Origin of the sequence: Meiothermus sp. (assembly GCF_026004075.1) — a bacterium.
Classification (GTDB): Bacteria; Deinococcota; Deinococci; order Deinococcales; family Thermaceae; genus Meiothermus.
Genome location: NZ_BPIK01000001.1, coordinates 813,084 through 828,367, shown reverse-complemented (window position 1 = coordinate 828,367; position 15,284 = coordinate 813,084). Strand labels below are relative to the sequence as shown.

The following is a 15,284-nucleotide window of genomic DNA, read 5'->3' as shown; positions in this document are numbered from 1 at the left end:
CCGTACAATCGGGGTGTGCAGTCCCTCCCGCACCCCTACATCCCCATCCAGGCCTCCGAAGGCTCGGTTCTGCGGGCCAGGGCCATGCAAAGCTACCTGCTGGACTTACGCAAAGGCCTGGCGCGCTACGCCCCGATACCACCCGTACACCTGATGGTGCTGGACGAGGCCGACTGGGCCGCCCGGGTCAAACACCCCTACGGCTTCCCCTTCCAGCGCACCAGCCTGCGTGAAGGGCTGTACCTGTTTTTACCGGCCCGCTACCCCGAGCGCCTGATCTGGCGGCTGCGCGAAGCCCTGGTTCCGGCCATCCAGCGAGCCGGCAGACCGCCGGGCCAGCCGGGTGATTTCCTCGACCTCAACCTGGGCCACGAGTATGCCCACGCCGTGGCCGTGGCCTGGAAGCTGCGCACCCGGGTTCGCTGGGTGGACGAGTTTCTGGCTAACTACCTCTATCTTCTTGCGCTCCACCTGGCCTTGCCGGAACTCTACCCCAAAGCCAAGCAGTGGGGCTTGCTACTGGCCCAGCTCACACCCAGTGAGCCCAGCCTGGGCAGCTACGAGACCAAACCCAAGCGGCTTTCCGACCAGCTCTGGTTCCAGGGGCAGTTCACCACCGAGGCCGCGCGGCTGGTGGAGGAAAGGGGCGATGCCTTGCTGCAGGGTCTGCTGCAAGCCGCACCCCTCAGAAAATCGACGGTGCACAAACTGCTGGTGGGCCTCGAGCCCCACCTACGCGACTGGTTTGCCAGCTTTGCTCCTCAAAAGAGGCCTGGCTCTGAGGAAATAACCAAGGCGCTGGGATGGGAGGGGGTGGGCGACCCCTCCTGAGCATGAGTCCGGCTGGGTTTCGCCGGTTTATCTGGATGGGGCCACGTCGCCGGGTTTACCGTCCGATACCAGCTTGCGCACCCAGTCCACAAAGCGCACATCCCCCACCCGGGTGCTGTAGAACTCGGGCCGCCCGATAATGCAGTGCTGGTTGCCCGGGGCCAGGTAGCTGTAGAAGTTGGGGGCCGCTTGTTTGATGGAAGCCAGGTTCGCCAGGGCGCCCTGCACCCATTGCTGGGCAATTTCAGGGGTGGGGCGTGGCTGGCCCACAATCAGGCTGTAGAAGAATATCTGCACCTCGTCGGCCAGGGTGCTGTACTGAGCAAAGCTGCGGTTGGGGAAGGCCTTGGCAAAAATTTGGTATAGGTCGTTCGAGCCCAAACGGTCGGGCTCGAGGCCCCCAATCCAGCCTGGAAGCGCACCCTGGATACCCCAGGCCCTCGAGGCTACCGGGAAGAACGCGGCCGGGGCCACCCCCAGGGCGGCATCCCCCAGCTGTGTTACCTGCGCATTGGGGTAACGGCGCATGAAGTAGGGGGCCCACATAATCGAGCCATAGCCGCCCGCGCTGCAACCGGTAACAAACACGTTCTGTGGATTAGGGATGTTGTTGAAGACCCAGAGCACCGCCTGGCGGGCGTTGACAGCCCCTTTATGCTGAATGGTCAGATCGCCGTAACGGGCTGTGTTGTTGCCCCAGTGCAGGTCGGCGGTGCAGTAGGGCACGAACACGTGCGTCCAGTCGCGGAAAGGGTTTTCGGGGTTACTGCGGTTGAAAATACCCTGACCGGCCTGCAAGTCCTGAAGTTGCAGGCGGGTGGTGTAGAGGCGGGACTGGGGGTTGCAGCTAGCAGCATCCCAGCAGGCCCCACCCCCCTGAAAATTGACGACCACCTTGTCGGTGGCCCCCGGGGAGACATAAAAACGCCAGGGGGAACCATCCGAGCAAACCGCTGCACCCCCCGGGCGAATTTCCTGCCAGCCTGCCGGAGCCTGGGCCAGAGCAAACCCCAAAACCACAACCAACGCCGTCAACCAACGTTGCATACTGCCTCCTTGGTATAAGCTTAATCGCAATTTGACCTAAATGCTTTAGACTCTACCGGGGCGGCTTTTTTACTGGGCCGCCCGGAGGTGAAAAAGATGAAAAAACTCCTTGTCTTGTTCGTAGCCATGGTCTTGGGTGGGGCGTTTGCCCAGGGACGCCTGTTTGGTGAAGTTGCCAGCGGAAATATGGCGCTGGTACCTAACTTCGGCCTGAGCGTTTCTGCCCGTATGGGCGCTGAGAACGCACTAGGCCCGCTGGCCCTGCGCGGCGGGTTTGGGCTACAAACCAGCAGCGGGGGTACTGCTTTTGGCATCGGTGCAGATGCACTCTACTTCCTGCGCAACCCTGGGCTGGACTTCTACTTTGGAGGTGGGCTGGGCCTGCAAGCTGGGGGCACTACCGTGTTTGTTCTCTCCGGCGCGGCCGGCCTCGAGCTCCCCGTAAGCGGCAATTTCAACTTTCTTGTTGAGCTGAAGCCCGCACTTTATTTTGCCGGTGGCAGCAGCCAGTTTGGCCTCGACGTGGAGTTCGGGCCGCGGCTCTACTTCCGCTAAACCCAAACACCCAACCCAATAACCAGGGATTCCCAATCCCTGGTTTTCTCATTCATAGCGCAGGGCCTCGATGGGGTCGAGGGCCGCCGCCCGCGCCGCCGGCCATACCCCAAAGAACAGGCCCACCAAGGCGCTCACCGCCAGGGCCAGCAGCACCGTAGCCGGGTTGAGGATGAAAACTTTGAAGAACGGCACGGTCGCGGTGATCATCAGCAGCAGCCCCGCTGCCAGCACCACGCCCAGCAGACCCCCCACCAGCGTGAGCACCACCGCTTCTATTAGAAACTGCTGGCGGATCTGGCTCGAGGTCGCGCCCAGGGCTTTGCGCAGGCCAATCTCGCGGGTACGCTCGGTTACGCTTACCAGCATGATGTTCATGATGCCAATACCACCCACCAGGAGCGAAAGCCCGGCAATGGCCCCTAGCAGCGCCTGCAAAATTAGGGTGATGGAGCGCAGGGTGTCCTGAAAGCTCTCGGTGGAGGCGATCTGGTACTTGCCCTTGCCGTAGCGGCTCTCGAAGATGCGCTGCACCTGGCGGGTGACCTGCCTGGCATCGGCCCCTTTTTTGAGGGAGAGCACCACAAAATCGTACTGGCCCTTGCGGGCGGTGGGCGAGGTGTTCCAGATTAGCTCGTTGGGGACGTAAACGGTCGCCGCCGCCCCCAGCCCCCCAAACAGCCCCCCTGGTGGCTGCAAGACCCCCACCACGGTGAGCTCGAGGCGGGCCCCACCGGGGTAGTACAGCCGGGCCACCTGGCCCACCGCCTCGCGGCCAGGAAACAAATCGCGGGCCGCCCGGTCGGATAGCACCGCCACCGCCAGCCCTCCCCGCGCTTCGGCCTCGCTGAAGTAGCGTCCTTTAGCCAGCTTGTTGGTGGGGTCGAGCCGGGGCAGGTCGCCGGGCGTGCCCTGGAGCTGGATGGAGCGCCGCGTGCCGGGCCGAACCTCGTACTGTGCGCTGGTGAAAAGCTGCGGAATAACTGCGGCGGGTAGGGTTTGCAAAGCCAGGATATCTTCCTCGCGGATAGGCGCCGTGCTGAAGTCCTGTCCCTCGTTGAAGTTGGGCTGTACGAAAATCGAACGACCGGCGATGGCCTCGAGGTCCTGGGTGATGCCTGCCGTGGCCATCTGGCCCAGAGAAATCATGGCCGTGACGGCGAACACCCCAATTACAATGCCCAGCAAGGCCAGAAAACTGCGCAGCTTGTTGCCCCACAGCGACTCAAAGGCCATGCGGAAGTTCTCGAGCGGGTTCATACCGGACTGGCCTCCGCGCGTTGAGCTGAGGGGGGCATCCTTGGCGGGATTCATACCGTGCCTCCATCGGCCACCCGGCCATCGCGCAGCCGCACGATGCGCTGGGCCCGGGCCCCCACATCGGGCTCGTGGGTCACCACCACAATGGTTTTGCCCTGGCGGTGCAGCATGTCGAACAGGGCCAGTATCTCGTCGGAAGACCTGGAGTCGAGGTTGCCGGTAGGCTCGTCGGCCAGCAACAAGTCGGGCTCCTGCACCAGGGCCCGCGCGATAGCCACCCGCTGCTTCTGCCCCCCCGAAAGCTCGGAGGGTAGGTGGTCGAGACGGTCGCCCAGACCCACCGCCTCGAGCGCCTCCCGGGCCCGCCTAAGCCGCTCCGACGCCGGCAGTCCCCGGTAGACCAGGGGCAGGGCCACGTTGTGCAGCGCGGTCAGGCGCGGCAGCAGAAAAAACGCCTGGAACACAAACCCCACCCGCTGGTTGCGGATGCGGGCCAGCTGGGCCTCGCCCAGACCGCGCACCGGCTCGCCCCCCAGGCGGTACTCGCCCTCGGTGGGCGTGTCGAGCAGGCCGATGATGTGCATCAGGGTCGACTTGCCCGAGCCCGAAGGCCCCATCAGGGCCACGTACTCGCCGGGGTAGATAGTTAGGTCGACGCCTGCAAGCGCGCGCACTTCCACCGTGCGGGTGCTCGAGCCCGAGCGGTAGACCTTGGTCACACCCCGCATCTCCACCACCGGTACTTCTTCACGCTGGGAAGCAACCATATCCATCCTCGCTCCTGCCGCCTGGCATCAGCGCTCCTCGGCCTCGGGCAGGCGGTAGCTGACCTTGCTACCTTCCTTGAGGGTTTCAGGCGGCAGCGAGACCAGCAGGCTGTCCTCGGCCAGCCCCTCCACCGCGGCCTGGGTCAGGTTGCGGGCCTTGAGCACGATGGGCTGTTTGCGCACTGTGCGGCTCTGGGTATCCACTACCCAGACAAAGCGCCTGCCTTCTTCCTCGACCAGGGCCTCGAGGGGAATCTTGAGCGCGCTGGGCAGGCGCAGGGTGGTGATGTTGGCGGTAGCGGTCAGGCCGGGCCGGGCCACCGCCTCGGCCTGCGGGTCTAAAAACCGTATGAACACCGGCAACACCGCACTCCCTCCGCCACCGGCCACCTCGGCCTGTACCCCCAGGCGATCCACCTTGCCCTGCAAGGGCTGCTCCGGGGCAGCGTCGAGTTCGATCCGCACCGGCTGGCCGGGGCGCACCAAGGGAATCTCCGCCTCGGATAAGCGGGCCTGTACGCGCAGGCTCCCGGCCTCCACCAGGCGGATGGCCGGGGTGTTGAGCGAGGTTCCACTGCCGCTGGGCGCGGTGGTCTCGACGCCCACCAGGAAGCCCACGCTCGAGACCACCCCCGCCACCGGGGCCCGCAGCGTGGACTGGGCGATGGTTCGCTCCAGGGCTGCAAGCTCGTTCTGCCGGGCCTGAAGCTGGGCCTGCAGCTCACGCTGGGTGCTGATACGGTTTTGCAGCAGGCTGGCCAGCTGGGCCTCGAGGTCGCTGACCTGGCGCTCGGCCTGGCGCACCTCGTTGGCAGCCACCCCGCCCACGGCCAGCAGGGCTTTCAACAGGCCTAGGTTGCGCCGGGCCTCCTGGAGCTGGTTTTGCAAGCGGGTGCGGTTGCTGGCAAACTCGGTCTCCTGGGCCTGGGCCCGCGCCTGCAGGGCTTGCAGGCTCTCGCGGGCGGCCTGAAGCTGTGCGGTTTCGTTGACGGTCTCGAGCACCGCCAGCACCTGACCGGCCTGCACCGCCTGCCCTTCCTTCACCCGCACCTCGGCTACCCGCCCCGGCCGCGAGAAGGTCAGGGTATAGACCCGCGCCTCTACTGTGCCACTGGCCCGTACTTCCCGAATAAACTCGCCCCGCTCCACCCGCACCACGTTGACGGAAAGGCCCTGCTCGGCCCTCGGGCGCAGCAGGCCCAGCAGGGTCAAACCCAGCGACAGGGCTACCAAAAGAGCCCAGAACCAACGTTTCATGCTTATTGCCTCCAGTTGCAGCCCTTAACCCTGAGCCAGGATACCCCACAACGAAAAAGCCAACGAAACCGCAGCCACTGCCAGCGTGGCCCAGAGGGCTCGAGCCGGGGCCAGCACCCGCAGGCCCGACCAGATAATCCAGAACGACCAGACGGAAGCCAGAAGCCCCAATCCTTGCAGCACACGGGTTCCCAATGCAGAGCCCACCACCTGCTGGTACTCCCGCTGCCAGGCCCGCACCGCCTCGACATCGGTCATGGGCGGCACCGGGGGCAGATCGGCGGTTACTGGAAACAAAGCCCCAAAGGGGATCAGCACCAGCCCCACCAGCAAGGCCGGGACGTTGGCCCAGCCATACACCTCCCAGGCCCGGCTATCCGGCCCGGCCAGCAGGCGAATGATGAGCCCGCCCAGTCCCCAGAGGATCATGCCGACCACCACCCCGCCCACCAGGGCCAGCACCATCTGCACCACCCAGCCCCCAGGCAGCAGGCCGGGCAATAATCGAACCAGCAACACCTGCCCCAGCGAAGCCGCTGCGGTGGCCGCAATCACGATGAAAAAGGGGGCTACCAGGTTGGGTTTGCGCTCGGCCAGGGCTCGAAAAAAGTTGGTAGGTTGCAGCAGTACATCCAGCATCTTTCCTCACCTCATGGTCTAAGTCTGTGCCTGCGTCATCGGGTAGATTGCGCTACAGCTCAGTTTACACAGCTAGCCCCGGGGCCCACCTCGAGCACCACCTCGCTGGCACCGGCGAATTCCAGCCGGGCTTCTTCGGATATAAAACCCGTGGTGCAGCCAGGCTTCAAAGGGGTGTCCTCGAGGCGCGCCACGCCACTCTCGTACCCGATGGCATAGGGCTGAGTCCCCTGCGGTCGCAGGGTATACTCCCCCGCAACCCAGCCACCGCGCAAGCGGTATCTGCCACCGTCCAGGCGACGGTCACACTGGATACAGACCCCGCCACCGCTCACCACCACTACCCCACTCACCACACCAGCATCGGCCACCACCACCCCGGCATTAACCGACTGCCGATTGAGATCGAACAGATCCTGGGCCAGCCCTAAAGCTGCCAGGGCCACAAACGCAACACCCACCCAGCGGGCCGTCGGGCTGAAGGTGGCCGTCCACAGGCGGTAGCCCGCGTAGGCCAGCCAGGCAAACACCACCCCAAACACGATGACCTCGACAGTTCCAAAATGCGCATTGGGCATCTCAAGCCTCCACTTCCTGCCACAAGCGGCTGGCAGCCAAAAAGAACAGCACTGTTAGCACCGCCAAAAGCACGAAGCCCTCGGTGGGCAGGCCAGGAAAGCGTTCCAACTGCAAACGAACCATAGGGTTCTGCTCAATACTGGGCGCGGGCAGTTTCCAGGGCGGCAGGAGTTGGTAAAACCAGTTACCAAAGAGCCGCGCATTCCACTCCAGTACTTGCCCCAGTCCAATCGCGCCGATGAAGAAAGCCAGGGTAGTGGCCTTGCCGGGGATGTAGGCCGCAATCCAAAGACCCGTGAAAAGCGCCGGGATTACCAGCGCCAGCCCCCCCAGCAAATAGAGCCACATACTAGCCCCCAAGCTGAAGGGCAGGTTGACCCCAGCTTGGCCAAGCCAGAAAGCTTGCACCAGCCACATTCCCCCGTTGAAGAGGGTCAACACTATCAGGCCAAACAGCGCTTTGACCGCCAAGTGCAGCCAGCCCGGCTGGGGTGAGCCCAGCAGCAGTGCCCAGCGCCCAGCGCGGTACTCGCGTGCGAAATCCTGGGCGAGGGCTACCAGAAAAGCCATGCTAGCCACAAATGCGCTCAAAAAGGTTATGCCAAGTACAGCAGCGGCAGACTCGAGGTTGCTCCCGTTCCACTCGAAGAACTGCCGGGCCACAAAAAACCAGAGCACCCCCACCACCAAAAGCGCAAGTCCGAAACCGCTAAACTTGCGAAACTCGAGCCAGAGCAAAGTCAAAAACGTGTTCATTAAGATCTACCTCCTAGCCAGATCAACGATTGCAGCGTGCAGGGCTTCAGTGGATACTCTCCTGCCATCCGCCTCTCCGTTCCAATCAAGCCAAAACCTCGATAAAGGCGTCCTTCACGCTCTGTCCCCTGGCCCGCAAATCCTCGGCCTTGGCATCCAGGGCCAGGCGGCCCTCCTTCAAGAGCAGCACCCGTTCAAAAATTCCCTCGGCCTCGCTCACCTCGTGGGTCGAGAGCACCAAGCAGGCCTCCTCCCGCCACTCCAGCACCAGGCTTTTGAGGATGCGGTCGCGCGAGATCACGTCTATGCCCGAGAGCGGTTCATCGAGCAGAAACAGCCGGGCGTCGCGGGCCAGCACCATCGCCAGCCGCAGACGGGCCCGCTGCCCCCGCGACATCGCACGGTAGCTGCGCTGCGGCACCTCCAGGAAGGCCAGCAGTTCGCGGTAGCGCCTGGGGTTGAAGTCGGGGTACAGCCCCCGCATAAAACGTTCGGCATCGTCCGGGGTCATCCAGGCGTACAGGTTGTCGGCATCGGAGAGATAAGCAATCTGGCCCCGGTTCTCGCGTGGGGTTTTTCCCAGCACCTCCACCCGGCCCTGGGTGGGAAAAAGCATCCCGGCCAGGAGCTTGAGGGTGGTGGTCTTGCCCGAGCCGTTCAGGCCCAAAAGCCCCACCGCCTGCCCTGGGTAGAGCTCGAGGCTCAGGTCGTGCACCCCCTCGGTTTTGCCATAGCGCTTGGTCACGCCAATTAGTCGGGCCAGCATCACTGCACCTCCCCGCCGCTGTTGGGGCCCAGGCTTCTAAGGGCTTTGAGGGCCTCCTCGAGACTGAGTCCCAGGCTCTGTACCTCCAACCAGAAGCGCTGGGCGGCCTCGTGCAGAATGCGAAGCCGGATACCCTCCACGTTTACATCCTCCCGCACAAAAGTACCCAGGCCCCGCCGGGTCTCGGCGATCTGGGCCATCTCGAGCTGGCCGTAGGCGTGCATCACCGTGTTGGGGTTGACCTTCAAGGCCGCCGCCAGCTCCCGCGCTGAGGGCAGCTTATCCCCTGGTTTCAACTGCCCATTGGCCAGCATCCGCTCCACCCCCCGTACGATCTGCGCATAAATCGGCCCTGCTTCCACGTCCAAGTCCCACAATCGAGCCACCTCCTTAGTGCACTAGCTATCTAGTACACTAAAACTCGAGCGACAGCACGTCAAGCCCTGAACCGTGCCGCCCTAGCGTAGGGGCTCGAGGGTCTGGCGCGTCCTGAAGCTGGTCTCCCCCATCCGCATGGGCAGGTACTGCCCCCCCGCCCATTTAGCCAGTAGGTTGTCGTATCCGCCCGACAAAAGCGCACCGGACTGGCCCATGGGGTGAATGAACCTCGAGTTCTCCAGATCGGCAAAATCCAGAATGTGCCGGTAGCTGCTCCCCACCGTCATGCGGAAGGTGCTGGGGTCGTAGGAGGCCCGGTTCAGGGTGTAGCGGTCGCCCCCGTGGGGCACGGCCCGGTCGGAGAGGCGGTTGAGCGGCGAGACGTTGGTCAGAATGGCGTGGGGGAAGGTGGCCCGGTGCACCTCGCCCCAGCGCGGGGGGTTGTTGCTGAAGCGGTCGAGGGCCTTATCGAGGGCGAGGGCAGCAAATTCCAGGCAGGTCTGGGTATCGGGCGTCTGGCAGGCCGGGTCGCCCTGGCGCATGGCGGCCAGCAGGTAGCGGGGCTGCTCCCAGAACTCCTGCTCCACCTCTTTGCTGGGCAAGCGGGTCAGCTCGGTGTACCAGGCCTGGAAGACCGTGGGCTCGACCTGCTCGGCCCGCATCACCCCATCCCAGGCCAGCAAACGGGCCTTCCACTGGCGCGCGTTCTCCGAGAGTGGGTTGAGCAGCTCCAAAACCGGCTTAAACTCCCGGTACAAGAGGCTGGTAATGTCCTGCTGCATGGCGACCATGTCTTCCAGGGAGAGTTTTTCCTTGGCCAGTATCAGCTCGCGGATGCGCTGGGCCCGGTAGGGTTCCTCCCACTCCAGCGAGATGGTGTGCGGGTAATTGGGGGCGGTCACCTTGTTGTTGGCGGTGACGATAAAGCCCTCTTTGGGGTTATAGACTTGCGGCCACTGATCCTGGGGCAGGTAGCCCTGCCAGTCCCAGTTGCCGTCGCCCGGCACCGGCATCAGGCCCGAGTGGCCGGGCCGGCGGATGGGGAAGCGGGCTGGAGCCATATAGCCGATATTGCCGTCCACATCGGCATAAACAAAGTTCTGGCTGGGCGCGTTGTAGAGGGCTAAGGCAGCCTTGAACTCTTCCCAGTTCTGCGCGCGGGCGATCCCCAGGAAGGCCTCCATGGTGCGGTCGGTGGGGTCGAGGCTGGTCCAGCGCAACGAAAGCGGCTTGGCGCCGGGGTTCCTGACCACATCGTTGATCACCGGCCCGTAGCGGCTTTCCCGCACCTCGAGGGTCACGTCGGGTTCGCCTTTGACCTTGATCACCTCGGTGCGGGTGCGCCAGGGCTCCGTCTGTCCCTTGTAGCGGTAGCCACCTGGAACTTCCTCCAGGATGTACAGATCCTGCACATCGGCCCCAACTGTCGTCACCCCCCAGCCGATGCGCTCGTTGCGGCCAATCACCACCGCCGGAAGCCCCGGAAAGCTGCTACCGATGGCCCTGTAGGTGGGGGCTTCGATATGCACCAGATACCACACCGAGGGCGCACCCAGCCCCAGGTGGGGGTCGTTGGCCAGCAGGGGTTTTCCACTCACGGTGCGCGCGGGGCCAATCACCCAGTTGTTGGAGGCCCGGGCCATTAGCTCCCCCGGCAGGTGCAGAGCCTGGGGCAGCCGGGATGCCAGGCTGAGGAGGGAACGGGCCGACTCCCCATCCGGCTTTGCTGGCGGAGGGAGTTGTAAATCCTCGGCCTGCAGCACGGTGGGCGCATCGGCGGGGTAAGGGGGCTTGAGCTGCATCATGCGCGCCACGGGCATGCCTTTGGCCGCCCACTGCAGGCGCTGCAGCTCGCTGCGCCAGTTGCCCGAAAGGTCGTAGGACATCATCTTGGCCCAGACCAGCACATCCGCGGGCTTCCAGGGCTCGGGCCTGAAACCCAGCAGGCGGAACTCGAGCGGCAGGGGCGGGTTGGTGGCCAGGTAGGCGTTGATGCCCGCCACGTAGGCGTCCACTGCCGACCTGGCATAGGGCGATAGGCCCTCATAGGCTTGTTCAGCAGCGCGGTAGAAGCCCCAGGTGCGCAGGAAGCGGTCTTGCTCCAGGGTGGCCTTCCCAATCACCTCGGAAAGCCGCCCGGCCCCCACCCGGCGCTGGAACTCCATCTGCCACAGGCGATCCTGGGCGTGGGCTACACCCAGGGCGAAGAACGCGTCCTCGTCGGTCTGGGCTTTGATGTGCAGTATGCCCTCGGCAGTGCGGCTCATCTCCACCGGCGCCGAGAGACCCTTAAGGGCCAGCCGCCCCGTGTGCTGCGGAATGGTGGCCGCCCGCAACCAGAACCAACCCCCCACAGCCAGAACCAGCGCCAGTCCAATCAGCAACAACAACAAACGCCCCAGAAAACGCAGTATGCGCACACTTCCTCCTTGCTTTGGCCCCAGTATAAAGCCACAGTTGGTGGCGCACCCTATGCCAGCGTGCATCCCAGAAAAACGCCCGGGCGACGAAACAATCAGAGAGGGGCGCTCTCGCCCCGCCAGAAGGCCCGCCCCCCCGATGCGCGGCGATCCAGGAACAGTTCTACCGTGTTGCCATCGGGGTCTTGCAGGCCCAGCACCCAGGCGATCCCGCGATCCTCCAGCCGGAAGGGCACCCCCTCGAGCCGCACAAAATCCTGGGCCGCTCGGAAGTCCTCTTCGGACAGAATGGCAAACCCCAGCACCACCGAGCCCGATGGCGTGCCTTCGCTAAGGGCCAGCTCGAAGTGGGCATCGTTCTCCGAGGAGACCAGCAGGGCGGTTTTGCCAAAACGTTCGGAGAGCTGCAAGTCCAGGAAACGGGTGTAAAAGGTAACGGCGGCCTCGAGGTGCCGCACGGTCAGGTGTACGTAAGCCAGGCGGGTGGTATACATCCAGAGTATTCTGGAATGCCTGCGCCTCCAGGTCAAACCCAGGCGGTGTGCTGCTACCCCATTTCTACCACACAGTAGACACGGTTAGAATTGCATCCATGAAAATCGAGTTTCGCGAGAATGGCTCCATCGGCATCGAAACCGGCGGCAGGTACGTCTTCCGTCAGGGGGACCAGGAGGTGGTCATCGAGAAGCCCAGGGTCTCGCTGTGCCGCTGTGGGCACTCGGGCAATAAGCCCTTCTGCGACGGCACCCACAAGTCGGTGGGCTTCGTGGCCCCGGCGGCGGTCATCGAGCTCGAGGAGCCGAGGTAACCCAAATCCCAATCACCGGTGTGACCCGCGATAAGATGGCGGGCGGAGGTTACTATGCCCATGCGCTATCGCAAACTTGGTCAGTGGGGCTTGAAGGTTTCGGAAATTTCGCTGGGGGCCTGGGTCACCTACGGCGACGCGGTGCAGGACCTCGAGCACATCAAGGCCATCACCCGCATCGCCTACGAGGGCGGGATTAACTTTTTCGACAACGCCGACGTCTACGCCAAAGGGCTGGCTGAAGAGCTGATGAGCAAGGCCCTGCTGGAGCAGTTCCCCCGCCACGAGCTGGTGCTGTCTAGCAAGGTTTTCTGGCCTACCAGCGACGACGCCAACGGCCGGGGCCTCTCGCGCAAGCACGTGCGGGAAAGCCTCGAGCGAAGCCTGAAGCGCATGGGCACCGACTACCTCGACCTGTACTTCTGCCACCGCTACGACCCCGAGGTGCCCATGGAGGAAATCGTCAGCACCATGAGCAACCTGGTAGACCGGGGCCTGGTGCTGTACTGGGGTACTTCCGAGTGGCCGGCGGCCCGCATCGTGGAGGCCGTGCAGTTTGCCCGCAACAACGGCCTGCACCCGCCCGTAGTGGAGCAGCCGCAGTACTCGATGCTCTACCGCGAGCGGGTGGAGCAGGAAATCCTGCCCGAGACCGAGCGCTTCGGGATGGGTATGGTGGTCTGGAGCCCGCTGGCTATGGGTATGCTCACCGGGCGCTACGACAAGGGCGTCCCCAAAGACAGCCGCTTCGAGCGCTACCCGCAGTTCGGCAACCGCTTCCTGACCGAGGAAAACGTCAAGAAGGTCAAGGCCCTCAAGAAAGTAGCCAGCGAGCTGGGCCTCACCCGCACCCAACTGGCCCTGGCCTGGGTCTTGCGGCAAAAAGGGGTGAGCAGCGCCATTACTGGCGCAACCAAGCCCGAGCAGCTCGAGGAGAGCCTGGGCGCCGCCGGAGTCGACCTGCCCCAGGAAGCGCTGGACAAAATCGAAAAGATTCTGGGCGAAAAGCCTAAAGCCTGAGGATATACTCGGCCAGCCGCACGATGTCGTTTTGCAGGTTGAGGGTTTTGCGCTCGGGGGGCCGGTCTTTGAGTTCCCGGATTTTGTCGGCAATTTTGCGGGGCTGCCGGATGTAATACCCCAGCTTCTCGTGCCGGATTAGCTCGACGTTGCCGTACTCTTGCGGCCATACATAATCGCAGACGATCAGGTCTTTGTGCTGGGAGAGCACCTCGGCGATGGTCGCAGGGCCGGCTTTGGAAACCACCACGTCGGAGACATTAATCAGTTCGTACATCTGCTGAGTGAAGCCGAACAGAATCAGGTTAGATAGCCGGTGCTTTTGCTTGAAAGCCTCGAGCTGCCGGTAAAGCTTCTGGTTATACCCACACACCACCACCACGTTGATGCCCTCGATTTTGATCAGCTCGCGCACCAGCTTGAAGCTAATTTTTAGGCCGGCCCCACCCCCCGTCACCAGCACGGTGTAGGGATGAACCAGGCCCCATTCCTCGCGCAGCCGGGCTACCTGGGCGGGCTCGAGGGGCTTGTTGTACTTGGGGTCTATGAGGGTCTGGAAGAAGTGCAGGTTTTCCGGGGGCACCCGGTAACGCCGCGCGATGCTGTAGGCTTCGGGGCTGGCCACCACGTACTGGTCTTTGGTGTCTATGAACCAGTACAGGTGCGGGCTAAAAATATCGCTTACTACGGTGAGGGTTTTGGGCTTGTGCTTGCGCACGTAGGGCAGCCGGCGAAAGCCGTGGTTCACCGGGTAGCAGTAGATGATTTTATCGGGACGAAATTCCTCGAGGTACTCGTTGATGGCCGGCGCCAGGCGCATCCCCAGCACCCGCGCAAAGGACTGAATGGCCGGGCGGGTTTGATAAAACGCCTGAAAGACCGTAAAGAGCCAGCGCTGCTTGTTGACGGCAAAGTTGTAGCCATCCTGAATGGCCTGGGCAATCCAGCGCGGCCCCACATCGAAAAAATTGAACAGGCGAACCTCGGACTCGGGCTCGAGCTCGGTCAGCAGTTTGTGTAGATTTTTCGCCAGGGCAAAGTGCCCACCCCCTGCCTTTGTGTAAACCAGCAAAATTCGTTGCGGCATAACCCGCGCAGCATCCGGCTACGCCACTCCAGCTTAGGGCATTTTTGGACAGATGGCGAATATGGCCCAATAGAATTTGGAGCGTTATCCAATCAGTCGTTCCGGCTAGGTATGGGTCAAATCGGTCTGGGCATCTAAGCCAGTGGCCGGTGGCAGAGCCAGACCCCGCTCCGAGCCCGCCAACCCTCGGGCAGCTCGATAAACCGGCTGGGCGGCGGTACTGCCATCACCTTATGCCCCACAATGCTGAACTCAATCGCCGTGAACAGCTTGTCGAGGGCCTGACCCAGCGAGCGGGTCTCCAGCGGGCTGAAGCGCAGGCGCGGCAGCTTGGCCTCGAGGCTCTTGCAACCGGCATAGGGCAGCAGTTCGGCGGGGTCGCGCCAGCGCCGCGGCGGCCCCACCAGCAGCTCGGCCAGCACCAGCGAGAGCCCTGGGTAGCGCCGCAAAAACTCCTCAGGGTCGAACTCGAGCGAAAGCTCCAGGTTCACCTCTACGTCTTGCCACACTTCCCGTCTAAGGCTTGCCATACTTTAGCTTGCACCAAAACAGGCGTTCTGGTCAAGCGCAAATAAACCGTCCCAGACGGCAAAAAGAGAAGTTTGGCCTTGACAGTCCGGGGCAGCCAGCGTCAATCGGTAAACCAGCGCAGCCAGTTTGCTCGGGCTGAAAACTCTGCCTGACGCTTAAAGCTGTTGGCAGCCGCGTGGGTCTCGAGGGCCTGGGTTGTGTCCCCAGCATGGCTCCAGGCCAGGGCAATGGCCTTAAGGCAAGACCACTGGCCTTCTTCATCGCCCAGAAATCGGTAAACAGCCAGGGCCCTCGACAACAGCGTGATGGCTTCGTGGGTTCCCCCCTCATATAAACTGGCTACCCCCCATACAAACAGGCTCTGGGCCCAGGCCCGGTTCTCCCCTGCGCAGCGGGCCAAGTGCTCGGCGCGTCGCGCCGGGGCCGTTGACTCCAGGGGTTGCAGTGCAAGCTTGTGCCAGGCTTCGCGCAGCAGTTGTTGTAGGTTCTCACGTGCAGTAGGTTGGTGTGTGTTCGTCAAAGCGCTCATCACTACGAGCAAGGGTAGCAGTTAATGCCAAGTCTTTGGGCGCATCCGTCACCA

Annotated in this window: 18 protein-coding genes; 4 read left to right on the top strand and 14 right to left on the bottom strand. The window is 63.3% G+C overall.

The genetic code is table 11. From position 1 onward, the window contains the following. The first annotated feature begins 15 nt into the window (after window positions 1-15). Entirely contained in the window at window positions 16-831 is an 816-nt protein-coding gene (locus tag Q0X18_RS04035) for a hypothetical protein (protein WP_297558889.1), read from the top strand. A 27-nt stretch (window positions 832-858) separates the two neighbouring features. Here Q0X18_RS04035 and Q0X18_RS04030 read toward each other — a convergent pair whose 3' ends face one another. Then, the gene (locus Q0X18_RS04030) at window positions 859-1,878 is read right to left on the bottom strand and encodes a pectin acetylesterase-family hydrolase (protein WP_297558887.1); all 1,020 of its coding nucleotides are present in this window, start codon (window positions 1,876-1,878) and stop codon (window positions 859-861) included. A gap of 96 nt (window positions 1,879-1,974) precedes the next feature. Here Q0X18_RS04030 and Q0X18_RS04025 point away from each other — a divergent pair, with 96 nt between their 5' ends. Next, the gene (locus Q0X18_RS04025) at window positions 1,975-2,433 is read left to right on the top strand and encodes a hypothetical protein (protein ID WP_297558884.1); all 459 of its coding nucleotides are present in this window, start codon (window positions 1,975-1,977) and stop codon (window positions 2,431-2,433) included. Between the two features lie 48 nt (window positions 2,434-2,481). On the opposite strand, the gene Q0X18_RS04020 is transcribed toward Q0X18_RS04025, so the two are convergent. From Q0X18_RS04020 to Q0X18_RS03975, 10 genes are all read right to left on the bottom strand, one after another. Continuing rightward, window positions 2,482-3,747 (bottom strand): ABC transporter permease, encoded by a 1,266-nt coding sequence (locus Q0X18_RS04020; RefSeq protein ID WP_297558881.1) that lies wholly within the window; start codon window positions 3,745-3,747, stop codon window positions 2,482-2,484. Next, entirely contained in the window at window positions 3,744-4,460 is a 717-nt protein-coding gene (locus Q0X18_RS04015) for an ABC transporter ATP-binding protein (protein WP_297562972.1), read from the bottom strand. The genes Q0X18_RS04020 and Q0X18_RS04015 overlap by 4 nt, the downstream gene beginning before the upstream one ends. A gap of 27 nt (window positions 4,461-4,487) precedes the next feature. Continuing rightward, window positions 4,488-5,717: an efflux RND transporter periplasmic adaptor subunit gene (locus Q0X18_RS04010; RefSeq protein ID WP_297558879.1), complete on the bottom strand. Its 1,230-nt coding sequence runs from the start codon at window positions 5,715-5,717 to the stop codon at window positions 4,488-4,490. Between the two features lie 24 nt (window positions 5,718-5,741). Beyond that, window positions 5,742-6,356, bottom strand: coding sequence for a YIP1 family protein (locus Q0X18_RS04005; protein ID WP_297558874.1), 615 nt, complete (start codon window positions 6,354-6,356; stop codon window positions 5,742-5,744). Window positions 6,357-6,415: 59 nt separating this feature from the next. Continuing rightward, window positions 6,416-6,934 (bottom strand): hypothetical protein, encoded by a 519-nt coding sequence (locus Q0X18_RS04000; protein ID WP_297558871.1) that lies wholly within the window; start codon window positions 6,932-6,934, stop codon window positions 6,416-6,418. Window position 6,935: 1 nt separating this feature from the next. After that, window positions 6,936-7,691: a hypothetical protein gene (locus tag Q0X18_RS03995; RefSeq protein ID WP_297558868.1), complete on the bottom strand. Its 756-nt coding sequence runs from the start codon at window positions 7,689-7,691 to the stop codon at window positions 6,936-6,938. Window positions 7,692-7,776: 85 nt separating this feature from the next. Next, a complete protein-coding gene (locus Q0X18_RS03990; RefSeq protein ID WP_297558865.1) occupies window positions 7,777-8,457 on the bottom strand; it encodes an ABC transporter ATP-binding protein in 681 nt (226 codons plus the stop codon). Then, window positions 8,457-8,843, bottom strand: a complete 387-nt coding sequence (locus tag Q0X18_RS03985; protein ID WP_297558862.1) for a GntR family transcriptional regulator — start codon at window positions 8,841-8,843, stop codon at window positions 8,457-8,459. Before Q0X18_RS03985 ends, Q0X18_RS03990 begins: the two co-directional genes overlap by 1 nt. A gap of 72 nt (window positions 8,844-8,915) precedes the next feature. After that, window positions 8,916-11,255 (bottom strand): penicillin acylase family protein, encoded by a 2,340-nt coding sequence (locus Q0X18_RS03980; RefSeq protein WP_297558860.1) that lies wholly within the window; start codon window positions 11,253-11,255, stop codon window positions 8,916-8,918. Window positions 11,256-11,350: 95 nt separating this feature from the next. Continuing rightward, window positions 11,351-11,749 (bottom strand): VOC family protein, encoded by a 399-nt coding sequence (locus Q0X18_RS03975; protein WP_297558857.1) that lies wholly within the window; start codon window positions 11,747-11,749, stop codon window positions 11,351-11,353. A gap of 98 nt (window positions 11,750-11,847) precedes the next feature. Between Q0X18_RS03975 and Q0X18_RS03970 the strand changes: the two genes are divergently transcribed. Both Q0X18_RS03970 and Q0X18_RS03965 read left to right on the top strand, forming a co-directional pair. Next, window positions 11,848-12,063, top strand: a complete 216-nt coding sequence (locus tag Q0X18_RS03970) for a CDGSH iron-sulfur domain-containing protein (protein ID WP_297558853.1) — start codon at window positions 11,848-11,850, stop codon at window positions 12,061-12,063. A gap of 60 nt (window positions 12,064-12,123) precedes the next feature. Then, window positions 12,124-13,083 (top strand): aldo/keto reductase family protein, encoded by a 960-nt coding sequence (locus Q0X18_RS03965; RefSeq protein WP_297562970.1) that lies wholly within the window; start codon window positions 12,124-12,126, stop codon window positions 13,081-13,083. On the opposite strand, the gene Q0X18_RS03960 is transcribed toward Q0X18_RS03965, so the two are convergent. The 3 genes from Q0X18_RS03960 to Q0X18_RS03950 form a co-directional block, all read right to left on the bottom strand. Then, a complete protein-coding gene (locus Q0X18_RS03960; RefSeq protein WP_297558850.1) occupies window positions 13,073-14,170 on the bottom strand; it encodes a glycosyltransferase in 1,098 nt (365 codons plus the stop codon). The two genes, Q0X18_RS03965 and Q0X18_RS03960, sit on opposite strands and share 11 nt — an antisense overlap. Window positions 14,171-14,304: 134 nt before the next feature. After that, entirely contained in the window at window positions 14,305-14,700 is a 396-nt protein-coding gene (locus tag Q0X18_RS03955) for a hypothetical protein (RefSeq protein ID WP_297558847.1), read from the bottom strand. A gap of 101 nt (window positions 14,701-14,801) precedes the next feature. Next, window positions 14,802-15,230 carry a hypothetical protein gene (locus Q0X18_RS03950; protein ID WP_297558844.1) on the bottom strand — a complete coding sequence of 143 codons (429 nt, stop codon included), beginning with the start codon at window positions 15,228-15,230 and terminating at the stop codon, window positions 14,802-14,804. Between the last annotated feature and the right edge of the window lie 54 nt (window positions 15,231-15,284).

Bases quoted from the DNA above. Each gene is read 5' to 3' on its own strand.
- Q0X18_RS04010 (WP_297558879.1), bottom strand. From the start codon at position 5,717: ATGAAACGTTGGTTCTGGGCTCTTTTGGTAGCCCTGTCGCTGGGTTTG.
- Q0X18_RS03950 (WP_297558844.1), bottom strand. From the start codon at position 15,230: ATGAGCGCTTTGACGAACACACACCAACCTACTGCACGTGAGAACCTA.
- Q0X18_RS04020 (WP_297558881.1), bottom strand. From the start codon at position 3,747: ATGAATCCCGCCAAGGATGCCCCCCTCAGCTCAACGCGCGGAGGCCAG.
- Q0X18_RS04000 (WP_297558871.1), bottom strand. From the start codon at position 6,934: ATGCCCAATGCGCATTTTGGAACTGTCGAGGTCATCGTGTTTGGGGTG.
- Q0X18_RS03995 (WP_297558868.1), bottom strand. From the start codon at position 7,691: ATGAACACGTTTTTGACTTTGCTCTGGCTCGAGTTTCGCAAGTTTAGC.
- Q0X18_RS03955 (WP_297558847.1), bottom strand. From the start codon at position 14,700: ATGGCAAGCCTTAGACGGGAAGTGTGGCAAGACGTAGAGGTGAACCTG.
- Q0X18_RS04015 (WP_297562972.1), bottom strand. From the start codon at position 4,460: ATGGTTGCTTCCCAGCGTGAAGAAGTACCGGTGGTGGAGATGCGGGGT.
- Q0X18_RS03970 (WP_297558853.1), top strand. From the start codon at position 11,848: ATGAAAATCGAGTTTCGCGAGAATGGCTCCATCGGCATCGAAACCGGC.
- Q0X18_RS04030 (WP_297558887.1), bottom strand. From the start codon at position 1,878: ATGCAACGTTGGTTGACGGCGTTGGTTGTGGTTTTGGGGTTTGCTCTG.
- Q0X18_RS03975 (WP_297558857.1), bottom strand. From the start codon at position 11,749: ATGTATACCACCCGCCTGGCTTACGTACACCTGACCGTGCGGCACCTC.
- Q0X18_RS03965 (WP_297562970.1), top strand. From the start codon at position 12,124: ATGCGCTATCGCAAACTTGGTCAGTGGGGCTTGAAGGTTTCGGAAATT.
- Q0X18_RS03960 (WP_297558850.1), bottom strand. From the start codon at position 14,170: ATGCCGCAACGAATTTTGCTGGTTTACACAAAGGCAGGGGGTGGGCAC.
- Q0X18_RS04025 (WP_297558884.1), top strand. From the start codon at position 1,975: ATGAAAAAACTCCTTGTCTTGTTCGTAGCCATGGTCTTGGGTGGGGCG.
- Q0X18_RS03990 (WP_297558865.1), bottom strand. From the start codon at position 8,457: ATGCTGGCCCGACTAATTGGCGTGACCAAGCGCTATGGCAAAACCGAG.
- Q0X18_RS04005 (WP_297558874.1), bottom strand. From the start codon at position 6,356: ATGCTGGATGTACTGCTGCAACCTACCAACTTTTTTCGAGCCCTGGCC.